Annotated in this window: 13 protein-coding genes; 11 read left to right on the forward strand and 2 right to left on the reverse strand. The window is 62.3% G+C overall.

The window, feature by feature from the left end; translation table 11 throughout:
* Positions 1–405 (forward strand): cell wall metabolism sensor histidine kinase WalK (locus DW151_RS09105; protein ID WP_147351777.1); only part of this gene is annotated, 405 nt, incomplete at its 5' end.
* Between the two features lie 172 nt (positions 406–577).
* Positions 578–1,180, forward strand: a complete 603-nt coding sequence (locus tag DW151_RS09110; RefSeq protein ID WP_118335489.1) for a GNAT family N-acetyltransferase — start codon at positions 578–580, stop codon at positions 1,178–1,180.
* Positions 1,181–1,280: 100 nt separating this feature from the next.
* On the opposite strand, the gene DW151_RS09115 is transcribed toward DW151_RS09110, so the two are convergent.
* Positions 1,281–1,844 (reverse strand): TetR/AcrR family transcriptional regulator, encoded by a 564-nt coding sequence (locus DW151_RS09115; protein ID WP_158571687.1) that lies wholly within the window; start codon positions 1,842–1,844, stop codon positions 1,281–1,283.
* A gap of 129 nt (positions 1,845–1,973) precedes the next feature.
* Here DW151_RS09115 and DW151_RS09120 point away from each other — a divergent pair, with 129 nt between their 5' ends.
* The 4 genes from DW151_RS09120 to DW151_RS09135 all read left to right on the forward strand — a co-directional run bounded on the left by DW151_RS09120 (position 1,974) and on the right by DW151_RS09135 (position 4,634).
* Positions 1,974–3,110, forward strand: a complete 1,137-nt coding sequence (locus tag DW151_RS09120) for an alpha/beta fold hydrolase (protein ID WP_118335492.1) — start codon at positions 1,974–1,976, stop codon at positions 3,108–3,110.
* Positions 3,085–3,315, forward strand: coding sequence for an ATP-binding protein (locus tag DW151_RS09125; protein ID WP_199579939.1), 231 nt, complete (start codon positions 3,085–3,087; stop codon positions 3,313–3,315). Before DW151_RS09120 ends, DW151_RS09125 begins: the two co-directional genes overlap by 26 nt.
* Before the next feature lie 147 nt (positions 3,316–3,462).
* Positions 3,463–3,798: a PadR family transcriptional regulator gene (locus DW151_RS09130; RefSeq protein ID WP_199579940.1), complete on the forward strand. Its 336-nt coding sequence runs from the start codon at positions 3,463–3,465 to the stop codon at positions 3,796–3,798.
* On the forward strand, positions 3,795–4,634 hold the full coding sequence (locus DW151_RS09135) for a DUF1700 domain-containing protein (protein ID WP_118335495.1): 840 nt from the start codon (positions 3,795–3,797) through the stop codon (positions 4,632–4,634). The genes DW151_RS09130 and DW151_RS09135 overlap by 4 nt, the downstream gene beginning before the upstream one ends.
* Here the strand turns inward: DW151_RS09135 and DW151_RS09140 are convergent.
* On the reverse strand, positions 4,631–5,593 hold the full coding sequence (locus DW151_RS09140; protein WP_118335497.1) for an FHA domain-containing protein: 963 nt from the start codon (positions 5,591–5,593) through the stop codon (positions 4,631–4,633). The genes DW151_RS09135 and DW151_RS09140 overlap by 4 nt on opposite strands.
* Before the next feature lie 589 nt (positions 5,594–6,182).
* Here DW151_RS09140 and DW151_RS09145 point away from each other — a divergent pair.
* From DW151_RS09145 to DW151_RS09165, 5 genes are all read left to right on the forward strand, one after another.
* Positions 6,183–8,405: a DEAD/DEAH box helicase gene (locus tag DW151_RS09145; protein WP_118335498.1), complete on the forward strand. Its 2,223-nt coding sequence runs from the start codon at positions 6,183–6,185 to the stop codon at positions 8,403–8,405.
* Between the two features lie 1,001 nt (positions 8,406–9,406).
* Positions 9,407–9,919, forward strand: a complete 513-nt coding sequence (locus DW151_RS09150) for a PTS glucose transporter subunit IIA (protein WP_158549283.1) — start codon at positions 9,407–9,409, stop codon at positions 9,917–9,919.
* 18 nt (positions 9,920–9,937) lie between these two features.
* A complete protein-coding gene (locus DW151_RS09155; protein ID WP_233543386.1) occupies positions 9,938–10,792 on the forward strand; it encodes a PRD domain-containing protein in 855 nt (284 codons plus the stop codon).
* A gap of 99 nt (positions 10,793–10,891) precedes the next feature.
* Positions 10,892–12,508, forward strand: a complete 1,617-nt coding sequence (locus DW151_RS09160) for a PTS transporter subunit EIIC (protein ID WP_118335500.1) — start codon at positions 10,892–10,894, stop codon at positions 12,506–12,508.
* A gap of 3 nt (positions 12,509–12,511) precedes the next feature.
* Positions 12,512–13,894, forward strand: coding sequence for a 6-phospho-alpha-glucosidase (locus tag DW151_RS09165; protein ID WP_117655571.1), 1,383 nt, complete (start codon positions 12,512–12,514; stop codon positions 13,892–13,894).
* Positions 13,895–14,014 lie beyond the last annotated feature (120 nt).

Here is a 14,014-nt window from a genome sequence, read left to right on the forward strand (position 1 = left end):
CGCGCGGCGACGCGCGGGGTGTCCCTCTCCGCGTCGGTCGCCCCCGGCACGGTCGTCGCGTGTGCGGAGGGCGACCTCTCGGCCGTGCTGGGTGAGCTCGTGGCCAACGCGGTCAAGTACGCCGACGAGGGCGGGTCGGTCGCCGTCTCCGCCGCCCGCCGCGGGCGGCGCGTCGCGGTCTCGGTGTCCAACACCGGCCCCGGGATCGCTCCGGCCGACGTGCCCCGCGTCTTCGACCGCCTCTGGCGCGGCGACGCCGCTCGTACGCGCGGCTCGGGCGCGGAGGGCTACGGCCTCGGACTCTCCATCGCCCGACGCCGCGCCGAGGCCCTCGGCGGCTCCATCTCCTGCGAGAGCGACCCCGGCCGCCTCACGACCTTCACCTTCGAGCTCCCGGCGAGGTGACAAACCGGTCAGGTCGATTTGTCATCTAAGGTGCACGTGCAGCCGAAGACGTCCGACCGGAATCTGAGAAGATATGTAGGCGGCCGCTCTCGGGGGCAGGTGCCTGGGCTCGCCCCTACAATTGCCGATGAGACGTGCAATCGCTCTTGAGGTCCTGAGACAGAGGTTTCCAATGAGGGATATCGAGACATCTCGCCTGCTGCTGCGGGCGTGGCGCGTGAACGATGCCGCGGAGGCAGCGTCGGTCTTCCGATACGCGTCAGATCCTCTGGTCGGCCCTCGCGCCGGCTGGCCTCCGCACGCGAGCGTCGATGAGAGTGCACGGATCGTCCGGGACGTCCTCGCCGTTGAGAACAACTGGGCGATCATCGTGAAGTTCGAAGGGGACGGTCCGGTCGGCAGCATCGCCCTCAAGCCGTTCAGCTCGCAGCTCCTGGACTGCTTTGACTCTGCTCCCGAGCTCCGGGAGCACTTCGGCAGGCTCGCGGGCGAGGGTGCGCTCGAGGTGGGCTACTGGATCGGTCGCTCCCTCTGGGGCAGGGGCTACATGACGGAGTCGCTCGGAGCGGTGCTCGAGTACGCATTCGGAACCTTGGGCGCCCCGGCCGTTTGGGGCCTGCACTTCGCCTCGAACGATGGTTCTGGTCGGGTGATGGAAAAGTGCGGTATGGCACCGGCGTTCGAACAGAGGGATGTGGCTTACCCGCTCGTGGGCGAGTCGCACGACACTGTCTGTCGCCTCGTCACCGCGGACCAGTGGGACTCGGTGCGGTAGCCTCGGGTTGAGCGCGAGTGGGCTGGTTTCTTCCGGCGTCTGGTTCCAGCAACTCCGTGACAATTCGACTTGATCGTGACAAACCGACCCGACCACTTTGTCACCCGAGCAACGGCATCAACCGCGCCCATGCCTCGTCGACGAACGTCGCTGCTGCACCATCCTCGCTCCCATGCACAAGCACCCACTCGAGCATGGTGAGCGCGCTTGAGGCGTAGAGCTTGGCGAGCAGCTCGACGGGCACGGTGGGCGTACCGTTCCCGGTGCCCCCACCGCCCACAAGCCGCTCCTCGAAGCTCTCCTCCAACAGGGCGCGGAACTGCGCCGCGAGGTCAGCCTCGGGGACGTGGATGGTCAGCAGGCAGGACAACTCGTCGCGCTCGCTCTCAAACCACGCGTACGCCCCGCCGACCACCGCCGCTACGTCCGAGGCCGCCGCGAACCGTTCCTCCATCATGGCCTGCGCTCGGGTCAAGACCTCCCCGACCAGGCAGCTGAGCAGCTCATACTTGTCCTCGTGGTGGTCGTAGAACGTCGAGCGTCCCACGCGGGCGCGGCGGCACAGTTCACCGACCGTCACGCGCTCGAATCCACGCTCGCGCACGAGCTCGAAAAATGCTGCGCGGATGGCCTCCTCCGACTTCTCCGTCCTTAGGTCTCCCACGCCTAGCCCCCATTCCAACCAATTTCGGACAAACTGTCCGATACCCTACATCCCATACGATACTGCTTGTGGCCAGCATGGCACTCCGGCACGAGAATCTCCCCGAAACCGAAACCGCCGGGAGGCATCATGTTCCACGCATACACCGGGGATGAGCAGTTCGATCTGCAGCTCAACCGCTTCACCCACCCCGAGCTCGACCCATCGGTCAAAGGCGACCTCGCCGAGGTCATCCCCCAGCTCCGCACCGCCGGGGACTGGTACCCCTGTTGGTCGGAGCTTGCCCGCCGGCGCGAGGTAGCCGGCGACCACGCCGTCGCCTCGGGCTACTGGGGCGCTGCGGCGTTCTACGAGCCGCTTGACTCCGAGACGAAGCGCACGGCCGTCGCGGGGTTCCGCCGCGAGTTCTACGCCGGGTGGGACGGCCCCGAGCTGGAGCGCCTGGAAGTCCCCTACGCGGGGTCGAGCCTGCCCGCCTTACGAATCCGCACCGCCGCCGAGCACTCGGCGGAGCCGCTCCTGCTGTTCGGCGGGTTCGACAGCTATATGGAGGAGATGGCGGGCTGGTTGCGCGCGCTGGGCGACTGCGGGCGCGACGTCGTCATCTTCGACGGGCCCGGCCAGGGGACGGCGCTCATGCGCGGCCTCGCCATGCCGCTCGCCTGGGAGCGCCCCGTGGGGGCAGTGCTTGACGCGCTGGAGATCGAGCGCTGCGCCGCGATGGGGATGTCGCTCGGCGGGCTGCTTGTGATGCGCGTGGCGGCGTTCGAGCCGCGCGTTACGCGCATCGTGGCGATGGACGTGTTCTACCGGATGTTCGACGCGCTGGAGATCCGCCTGCCCCGGACCGCGGGCGTCGCGCTCGAGTTCCTCGTGTGGTGCCGCGCCTCAGGCGTACTCGATGCTGCCGTTAGCCGCCTCGCGGCGCGTGACCACGACATGGCCTGGAAGCTGCAGCAGGCCCTGGCCATCACGGGGACGGACAGCCCACACGAGCTGCTCTACGAGCTCGAGCGCTGGAGCTTCGCGGGCCTGGGCCCGCTCGTGCGACAGGACGTGCTGCTCTTCGCGGGCGAGCGCGACCAGTACGTGCCGCTTCGGCGGCTCGGCCAGGTGGCGCGCGAGCTCGTGAACGCCAACAGCGTGACGACGCGCGTCTTCACTGATGCCGAGCACGCGGCGGAGCACTGCCAGGTGGGGAACCTCCCATTGGCCCTCGGCGCCGTGCGCGACTGGTTGGATGAGACGGAGGAGCGGCTGCCGTAGCGCTGCAGGCGACCTCTCGGCCGTGCTGGGCGAGCTGCTCGCCAACGCGGTCAAGTACGCCGACGAGGGCGGCTCGGGCGCGGAGGGCTACGGCCTCGGCCTCTCCATCGCCCGATGCCGCGCCGAGGCCCTCGGCGGCTCCATCTCCTGCGAGAGCGACCCCGGCCGCCTCACGACCTTCACCTTCGAGCTCCCGGCGGGGTAGGGGCAGCGTCTTCCGACCTCGGGAGAGTTCGCGTCCCAATCAGCTAATGACGTTCATCTTTCTCATATACCTGTTGACACAACACACCACATAACGCATAGTATAAGACAGCGACGGGTATTACAGCGAATGAGATGAGGTGACGCGATGGACCCGCAGATGAAGCGCGGCTTCGTGGAGGCGTGCGTGCTTGCCTCGGTATGCGGGGGAGAGTCGTACGGCTACGAGATCATCCGTAACGTGCCCCAGGCGCTGGGGCTCACGGAGTCGACGCTCTACCCGGTGCTCAAGCGCCTTGAGAGGGTCGGTCAGGTATCCGTTCGCTCGTCTGAGCACAACGGGAGGCTCCGCAAGTACTACCTGGCCACGGAGGCTGGGCGCGAGGCGATCGAGCGGTTCCGGGCGGAGCGCGCAGAGGTCCGGGCGGTCTACGACTACATCGAGACGGCAATCACGACTGATGGAACGGGGAGGCAATCATGACGAAGGACGAGTATCTCTCCGAGCTGAGGGTGGGGCTTGCCGCGTTCTCAAAGGACGAGGTTGATCGTGCTGTCTCCTTCTACGAGGAGATGGTTGACGATCGCGTCGAGGCGGGTGTCTCCGAGGAGGAGGCCGTTGGGTCGCTCGAGCCCCCGGCGGAGGCCGCGGCGCGCATCATCTCCGAGATGCCCGCCGTCCCGCGGGCGGCGGCGCGGCTCAGGTCACCCAAGACCCCGAGGTCGTGGTTTGTGGCGTTCATCGTGGCCGCCGTGATCGGTTCGCCCGTGTGGATCCCCCTGACCCTCGGCGTGATCATGGCGGTCATCGGATGCTTCATAGGCCTCTTCGGTCTGCTTGTGGCTGTATGGGCTATTGCCGCGTCGATGTTGCTCGGGGCTCCCATCGGCCTCCTGTACCTTGTGGCGGGCGTCAAGGCGGGGAGCGTTGCCGGCGCGCTGATGGGGCTTGGCTGTGGCGTCGCCGTTGCTGGCGTGGGGGTGTTCGGCATCCATCTGGCCGTTGCCGCTTCGAAGCTGCTGGTCAGGGCAATCGTCTGGTGCGCTCGCGCCGTCGCGTCCCCCTTCGTTCGCTCCGAGGTGCCCCGGTGGGAGTGGGGTTCCATGCATCCCACTTGGAATCTCGTGCACCTCGTGGCGGCTGTCATGATCGGTGCGGGGCTCGTGCTGGGCCTTGCCGGTTGGAGCTGCACGGGGTTCGACTCGGCGTCAGCCTCGTTTGAGATGGCGCGGACGACGGCGTCGGCCAACGAGTTCACGAATCCTCTTGGCTTGCAGCTGTTCTACGCTGGTGCCGAGCCGGACAATTTGCGGAGCTAGTCCACGATGACAAGGAATGTCGTGTAGAGACCCAGATGGAGCCTGTCGCTGTTTTCGATTTCCACCGGGGGATAGATCTTGCCAGGTTCGCGTTGGTCGCGCGGCGGCTCAATCACAATATCGCCGTCGCCCGCGCCCGATTCGAGCACTGTGCCGTTGGTCGACCCAAGGCCCTGGGCGTACCAGTGTCCACCTTCGAACCAAATGCGGAGATGCTCGCGCGATGCATCAGCGCCTACATCGGTGATGCTGGGCGAGGTTTTGGGCAAGGACCCAATTACCGTGCCGCGCGGATCGCGTGTGAGGGGATGGATTTGCATGTCGGCGCAGTTGTCGGCATGGGTTCTGAGCAGACCGAGGTTGGGGGCGACAGCGTGCGGCTGCTCCAGGCTGCTCATAAAGCCACGTCCGACGGTAGTTTCGGTGGTGCCAAAGTGCCCGCCTGTCTTGCTGTCGCAAAAGCGCTCGACGGTGGCCACGCCCTGAACGGGATCGGCGAGTGCGCCCGTCGCCACAAAGAGCATCAGGAAGAGTGCGCTCTTTTCGCGCAAGGCATTGCCGTCAAAGATGTCGATGCGATTGAGGGCATTTGCATATAGGCGGCTGTCCAGCTTGTAGCTGGTGAGAGCCGACATCATTTCGTTGGCGGCCGGACCGCGATAGTGCTCGGCGATTGCCTGATAGGCGGACTCACCGCCGCCGAGCTTGCTGCAGATTGCCACGGAAAGGTTGAGCGTGGTGACGGTAAAGTCGCTGTAGATGGCGGGCGCGCACTGGTCAGGCTCGCGATGGACGATGTAGCGGGTGAGATACGAGCGGTTGGAAGAGCATTTCTCGAGCAGGGTACTGCCGAGATAAGAGTTTCCATTGATGAGCATTCGGGCGATCTCGAGATGTTTAAGACCGCCGAACGAGCGAATATCGTTATAGAGGACCGAGCAAGGCGTCTCTGCTGCCACGGATACCTCCTTTGATTGCTTCCTAGCCAATAAGGCGATAGGAATTAATGGCCCCCGGTGGGCGACGTATTAAATGGCTGCGCAACATGTAGCGTAACCAAAGCAATATTATAGGCCATATGTTCGAAATTGCAGGAAGACTGGGAGATTTGGTTTGGACTGGACGGAAATCCCCCCTCTGTCTTGATCTATAACAATTAGGACCGAGTTTACTCGGTAACTGTTACAGATTGAGATGTTTGTGAACCGTGTCGACCGTTTGTCTCGATCTGTAACGTGTAGACCCGGTTTTGCCTCGTAACTGTTACAGATTGAGACAATCGGCCCAGACCCGCTCCATCCGCCCCGTCATCTGTGGTTTACGTGGGGTCATGCGAACCGAGGGTATACTAACCGGCGGCGAATCTGCTCCATCGCTTAGGGCCGCTGCGTCTGGACGGCGCGTGAAAGGCTGCCAAAGCGATCGCCAGCGTGCTGAGCAACGTCCTCTCTGTGCGCACCTGTTTTGTATGTATTAGCGCACTACCAAGCACGCCCCGCGCGGCTGCATGCCGTGCCCATAACGCGTGCAGATAAGGAACAACAACATATGCGTAATTCTGTATCTGACGTCACGGACGCCGAGATTCTGGACGAGACCCGCGAGGCCATGACCCAGGCTGCCTTCGATGCTGCCGACGAGGCCAATGCTGCCCAGGCCGTCGAGTCCGCGACCGAGAGCCTGCCCGCCTTTGACGAGCTGGGACTTTCGGACGAGATGCTTCGTGCCATCGAGAACCTGGGCTACACGGCGCCCACGCCTGTCCAGGCTGGCTCCATCCCCGTGGTGCTCGAGGGCCGCGACCTGCTTGCCGCCGCTCAGACCGGCACCGGCAAGACGGCCGCCTTTTTGCTGCCGACCATGAACAATCTGGAGCACATCGCTCCGCCCAAACCCGTGCGTGAGCGCGGCGGTCGCAACCGTCGTCGCGGTGCTAAAAAGCCCGAGGGCAACGGCCGCGGCCCCGTGATGCTCGTCATCACCCCCACGCGTGAGCTTGCCCAGCAAATCGACGAGGTCGCGAGCAAAATCGCCGACGTCACCGGCCATGTCGCCGTGACCGTCGTGGGCGGCGTGAGCTACAAGCCCCAGACCGCGGCGCTCAAGTACGGCTGCGACATCCTGGTCGCCACGCCGGGCCGTCTGGTCGATCTGATCGAGCAGGGTGCCTGCCACCTGGACGAGGTCAAGGTGCTGGTGCTCGACGAGGCCGACCGCATGCTCGACATGGGCTTTTTGCCCGCCGTCCGCCGTATTGTGTGCGAGACGCCGACCGAGCGCCAGACGCTGCTGTTCTCGGCCACGCTCGACGAGGAGGCCGTGGGCGAGATTACCGACCTGGTGAGCGATCCGGCCCGCGTGGAGATCGCGCCTGCCACGTCGACCGCCGACACCGTCGATCAGTTTGTGTTTCCAGTGTCCATCGAGGCCAAGAACAACCTGCTGCCCGAGTTCCTCAAAAAGGAGGGCCCGGAGCGCACTATCGTCTTCATGCGCACCAAGCATCGCGCCGACAGCTGCTGCCGTCGTCTGGAGCGCAAGGGCATCAAGGCTGCCGCGATCCACGGCAACCGTAGCCAGGCGCAGCGCGAGCGCGCGCTTTCTGCCTTCCGCGACGGCACCGTCGACGTGCTGGTGGCGACCGACGTGCTCGCCCGCGGCATCGACATCAGCGATGTGCGCTACGTCGTGAACTTTGACGTGCCGGCCGAGCCGACCGACTACATCCACCGCATTGGCCGCACGGGCCGCGCCGGCGAGCTGGGCTGGGCCATCACGTTTGTGACCGAGCAGGATGTCGATGAGTTCTACGAGATCGAGAAGCTCATGGACAAGACGGCCGACATCTACGAGGCCGGCGACCTGCATGTGGGTCCCAATCCGCCCGCGGTTGACCCCGAGCGCGACCCTGCGGCCTTTAAGGTGAAGAAGAAGACCAAGCGCGGCAAGTCCAAGAGCAAGAAGAAGCTTGAGCAGGCGCGTCGCGACGGCAAGCGCAACGGCGACGATTACGGCGATGTGGCCGGTCGTTCCAACCGTGGTCGCGGCGACGGCGAGCGTCCGAGCCGTCCCAAGCGTGGCGGCAAGACCCGCGTGCGCGAGGGCGTTCAGGCTCGCGTGGACGAGGCTGTGGAGAGCGTGGCCCGCGAGGTGGCTGCCGAGGAGCGCGTCAATGCTGGTGCCGTTGAGCAGGCCCCGTGCGGCAACCGCGCCGAGCGTCGTGCCAAGCAGTTCCAGGGCGAGGCACACCGCCGTCGCCGTGAGGACGAGGACCGCGGCGGTCGTCGCCGTGTCGAGCGCGAGGACGAGGGTCGTGGATCGCGTGGCGGCAAACGCGGTGCGGGCGACCGTCGTCGTTCCGGTCGCGATGGCGAGCGCGGCGGGCGTGATGAGCGTCGTGGCGGCGAAGGCCGTGGCTCGCGTGACGAGCGTGGTACCCGCGGCGGCAAGCGCTTTGACGAGCGCGGAGGCCGCGAGGGCGGCCGCGGTGGCGAGCGTCGCGAGGGCGCTCGTGGCAAAGGTGGCCGTAGCGGCGCCGGTCGTTCGAATGAGTCGCGCGATCGTCGCGACCCGCGTGCCAGCCGCGATCGTCGCGATGACTGGCGCAACTACGACGACACCCGCGAGGAGCGCCGTGGCGGCAACCAGGCCGGCTCCCGCGGCGGTCGTGCCGGCGGTCGCGATAACCGTGGCAGCTATGGCAACAGCCGTGGCGGCAAGCGCGGCGGCAGCTCCCGTCGTCCCGGCGACGGCGGCGGCAAGCGCAAGTAACACACGTGTCGCGCGGTAAGGCGAGATGAATTTGGGCCCCGAGCAGACTATGCTCGGGGTCCTTTTTAGTGGGCGCAGTTTGAGGTGGGCCGGCTCCCTAACGAAAATGCACGGAGACGGTCGCGGCAAGAGATGTGGGCTATCGGCTTAGTTGGAGATTCGCGTATGCGGGGTTCTGGCATCGACGGAGAACGTGAAACTCCCCACTGACACGCGGCGGCTGCGGTGCCCGGGCGGATACGCCAGGGATTCCGCTCGCCGTCTGGCACCCCTGCTGCCATTTGGCTTTCACGCTCGCATTCTTTTGGATGTGAGCGTGTTTTTTCACGGCATGCACGGGTCCCCTCGGGTGCACCGTGCATTTTTGGGAGTATTCAGCAGGCCGGGGCGGCTGCATACGCACCGGAAGCGTCTTTTTGGGCCAGCGAGATCCTTCGACAGACTATTTGGGTTGGCGGACGGGGTCCGGCGCGGCGATATCACACGTTTCGCGTCGCGCCGGGCCCCAAAATGACGCCGATTGCGCGGCTTCCCCGATTCGCGGCGTCGCCGACGGGGACCGCGATGCTGAATACTCCGGTTTTTGCACGGTCCAAGCGGGGGTACGTTGGGACGGGAAGGGGTGCCCCCGTCTTTTTATGCATGACGCAAGCGAAATTATGCAAGACAATAGGGCACCATGCACCGGATACCCAGATTGGGGGCGACATGCGCCGCGATACGGGGTCGGGTGCCTCACCGGGAATAGCCACGAGGGTTACAAAACTATAGAGACATCCAAATATCGCCTAAATACCGTTTATCGAAGAAAAAATACCGCTCACCGGTCATAATGACTATTCAGGCTTTGGGCTTGTCTACAATAGCTCCCGTAAAAAGAAATGCGGAAGGTTACCGAGTCCCTCGGACGTGGGCCTAACCAAAGTCTTTGAACGGATGTGTCTCTATGGACGCATTCGCTTGATTTTGGTTGGGCTATATTTATGAAGGGACATGCCACCATGGGTTTCTTTTCTCGCCTGATGGGCGGTTCGGATGAGCAGAAGACTGCAACTTCCGAGTTCGAAATCCTCGCTCCTGTTTCCGGCGAGCTTGTTCATCTAGAAAATACCAATGACCCCGCTTTTAGCAGCCGTGCCGTGGGCGATGGCGTTGCCGTGGTTCCCCAAGAGGGAACGGTGTGCGCTCCTGTTTCCGGTACCGTCGCGGCGCTGTTCCCGACCGAGCATGCACTGGGCATCATGTCCGACGACAGCTCTGCTCAGGTGATGCTGCATATCGGAATCGACACTGTTAAACTTGAGGGCAAGGGCTTCCATGCGCTTGTTGCCCAGGGTGACCATGTCGACGCGGGCCAGCCCCTCGTTGAGGTCGATTTTGACGCGGTCCGCGCCGCCGGCTTCGATCCCACGGTCTTCGTTATCGTGTGCGAGCGTTCGGAGAACTCGACTCTTCGTGAGCACGCTTCCGGCCCTGTCGCTGTTAAAGAGCCTGTCGTCTGGCTTTCCGAGTAAATTCTTTTGGTGGGTACCGTGGTTATCAAGCGAGTTTTCAACAATAACGTCGCAATGGTCACTTCGGACGATGGCTCCGAGCTCATTGTCATCGGTCGAGGCCTCTGCTTTGGCCGTCATGCCGGCGACGCTATCGATGAAGCATCGGTCGAAAAGACCTATGCGCTGCAGGAGGGCACTTCTCAGGATTCGCGTACGATTGACCGCTTGGCACATCTTTTGGAGTCCATCCCCACCGTCAACCTCGTGATTTCCGAGGACATCGTTCAGATGCTTCGTCGAGAGCTCAATGTTGATGTCAACGACAAGATTCTCATTGCTCTCGCAGACCATATCAGCCTTGCTTTGGAGCGCGAGCGCAAGGGCGTCCCCTGCGAGAATCCGTTGCTGCTCGAGATCCAGCAGTTCTATCGCAAGGAGTATGCGCTTGCGGGCCGTGCGCTGCAGATTGTCAAGGAGTATATGGGCTTCCAGATGAGCGAAGAAGAGCAGGGTTTTATTACGCTGCATATCGTCAACGCCACCATGCCACAACGCTCCGACCGTCTCATCATCTCGGTCCAGCTTGTTCGCGACGTGCTCGCGATTGTTTCCGAGCGCTATGCTACGACCCTCGATGATACCTCGCTGCCCTATGAGCGTTTCGTTCGTCACCTGCAGTTTTTCGCGCAGCGAGCGCTCGATCCTGCGGCCGGGCAAATCAATGGCGACGCGCTGTTCCGAATCGATGAAACGGCGTATCCGTGCGCATTCTCGTGCGCGGACGCCATAGCCGCCCACTTGTCGTCTACCTATAACGTTGTCGTTACCAATGCCGAGAAGAGTTATCTCGCGTACCACATTGTTAACCTGCTTGGAGAACCTGGTCTCTAGGCATAACGTGCCCACACATCGATTGATATAAGGCAAGGCTCACGGTCTTGTCCAGGGCACATCTGTCTTAATTTGCGGAAAAGGAAGGGGAGTACCGCTATGACCGCAAAAAAGAAGTTCAATTTCAAAGCGCCGTTGGAGGTGTTCGCGAAGTCGATCGTTCAGCCGATGATGTATCTCTCGGTTGCCGGCATCCTGCTCATCGTGGGCATCATTCTGACCAACAAGACCATCTGCGCTGTGGTCCCCGTGCTGGGCTCCGGCCCGTTCCAGCTTGTGGGCGCCGTTGTCTATCAGTCGCTGATGTTTATCATCAACAACCTTTCGATTCTGTTCTGCGTGGGCATCGCCGGCGCCATGGCAAAGAAGAACAAGGGCCATGCTTCGCTGATCGCCCTGATGTCGTTCTTCCTGTTCCTGCAGGCCAATAACATCGTGCTCAACGCCACCGGTTCTCTTGCCGAGGCGAGCGGCATGCTCGGCCTTACCGGAACCGGCCAGAGCACCGTTATGGGCATTCAGGTGCTCGATACCGGCGTGTTTGGCGGCATCATTCTTGGTTGCATCACCGGTGCCGTGTTCAACAAGTACTCGAACAAGCAGTTCCCCATTGCTCTTTCGATGTTCTCGGGCGTTCGCTTTCCGTTCCTGATCATGATCATCATCTCCTGGATCATGGGCGCTGGCTTCTGCATCGTTTGGCCTCCGGTTCAGGGCGCCATCTCCTCCGTTGCCGGCATCATTAAGGAGTCGGGCAACATCGGTCTGTTTATCTACGGCATGCTCAACAAGTTGCTCGTTCCCACCGGCCTGCACCACCTCATCTACACCCCGTTCCAGTTCTCCGATGTGGGCGGCACCCTTACGCTGGGTGATCAGGTTATCGCCGGCGCCTATCCCATCCGTGTTGCCGAGATGGCGATGGCGGGCCAGCCCTTCTCCGATAGCACCTACTTCAACAGCTACACCTTCAACAACCTGTGGCCCTACATCGGTATCGGTCTCGCCTTTATCTTCACCGCTTACAAGGGGAACAAGGATAAGACCAAGGCCGTTATCATCCCGCTGATCATCACCGCCGTGCTCTCCTGCGTGACCGAGCCCATGGACTTCCTCTTTGTCTTTGCCGCTCCCGTGCTCTTTGTCGTTCACTCGGTTCTTTCCGGCATCTTCCTGGTTCTGCTCAAGGTCCTCTCCGTGCCCGCTTCGACTGCAGGCGGCATCATCAACATCGTGGTCTCCAACCTGGTCCTCGGTGTCGACAAGACCAACTGGCCGGTCATGCTGGTGCTCGGAGTCGTCAACGCCGCTCTGTACTTCTTCCTCTTCACCTTCCTTATTAAGAAGCTCAACCTCCACACGCCTGGTCGCGAGGAGGAGTCCGAGCTCGCCGAGTCCGTTGCCGAGGGCGAGGCCGCCGCGTCTGTCGCGGTGAAGCAGGGCGCTGTCGCCGATGCTCCCGCGCAGGGTGTTGACGCAGGCATCGCCGACCTGGTCGCAGGTCTTGGCGGCAAGGACAACATCGAGGAGCTCGAGAACTGCTTTACGCGTCTCCGCGTGAACGTTAAGAACCCGGACCTCATCAATGAGGACCTCATCAACCACGTGCCCAACAGCGGCATCAACCGCAACGGCAACAATATCCAGATCATCTTTGGCATGAAGGTCGCCGAGATGCGCGACAAGGTCGAAAACGCAATTGAGAAGGAGCAGTAAACAATGATCATTACTCTGTGTGGTGGCGGATCCACCTTTACCCCCGGCATCGTCAAGTCCATCGCTCTGCGCAAGGACGAGCTCGACGTTGACGAGATTCGCCTGTACGACATCAACGAGGAGCGCCAGCGCAAGATCGGCGTGCTCGTGGACTGGATTCTGCACGAGGACCTCGGCCTGGACATCAAGCTCACGGTGACCACCGACAAGAAGACGGCTTTTACCGACGCGAGCTTCGTGTTTGCCCAGATGCGCGTGGGCGGCTACGCCATGCGCGAGCAGGACGAGAAGATTCCGCTGCGTCACGGCTGCGTGGGCCAGGAGACTTGCGGTTGCGGCGGCCTTGCCTACGGCATGCGCACCATCTTCCCCATGGTCGAGCTGATCGATGACGTTGAGAAGTACGCCAAGAAGGACTACTGGATTCTCAACTACTCCAACCCTGCCGCCATCGTGTCCGAGGGCTGCCGCGTGCTGCGTCCTAATGCTCGCATCATCAACATCTGCGACATGCCGATCGCGATCATCGATGTGGTTTGCGCCGCGCTCGATATCGACAAGAAGGATGTCGAGTACGATTACTTTGGCCTCAACCACTTTGGTTGGTTCACCTCGATCCGCCACAAGGGCGAGGAGGTGCTCCCGCAGTTGCGCGAGTACATCAAGGAGCATGAGATTCTGCTGCCCGACTCCTACCTCAAGGGCATGGGCTCGCTCATGGCAAAGAAGCCCGAGGAGGCCACTGACGAGCACCCCGAGCAGAACCGCCACACCAAGGGCAGCTGGTACTACGTCTGGAAGGGCGAGTACGAGATCATGGAGTGCTTCCCGGAGTACCTGCCCAACACGTATCTGAACTACTACCTGCAGCAGAAGGAGTTCGTCGAGCATTCCAACCCCGAGCGCACCCGTGCTAACGAGGTTGAGGAGACGCGTGAGAAGAACCTCTTCGACGGCATCGACCACTACGAGAAGACGGGCGAGATCGACGAGAGCACGTTCTATGCGGGCAGCCACGGCGACTGGATTGCCGATCTGGCTATCGCTCTGAAGAACGACACCAAGCAGCGCTTCCTGGTCATTTGCGAGAACAAGGGCGCTATCCCCAACATGCCCTACGACGCTATGGTCGAGCTGCCTGCCTACATTGGCAAGAATGGCCCCGAGGTCATCAGCCGCGACAACATTCCTCTGTTCCAGCAGGGCCTCATGATGCAGCAGCTGAACTCCGAGAAGCTCGTGGTCGAGGCTACGATCGAGGGTTCTTACGAGAAGGCGCTCAAGGCCTTTACGCTGAACAAGACCGTGCCTTCGATGAAGGTCGCCAAGGAGGTTCTCGACGACATGATCGAGGCCAACAAGGGTTACTGGCCCGAGCTTAAGTAAAAGCAACAGGGTCGCTGACCGCATACCTAGAGCAATGCCCCGTCCACGTGATTGCGTGGACGGGGCATTGTCATTTGGTAACGCGTTTTATCAAATATGGCATTTATCTGCGGAAATGTT

The sequence above is a fragment of the Collinsella sp. AM13-34 genome (assembly GCF_003473055.1).
GTDB lineage: Bacteria > Actinomycetota > Coriobacteriia > Coriobacteriales > Coriobacteriaceae > Collinsella.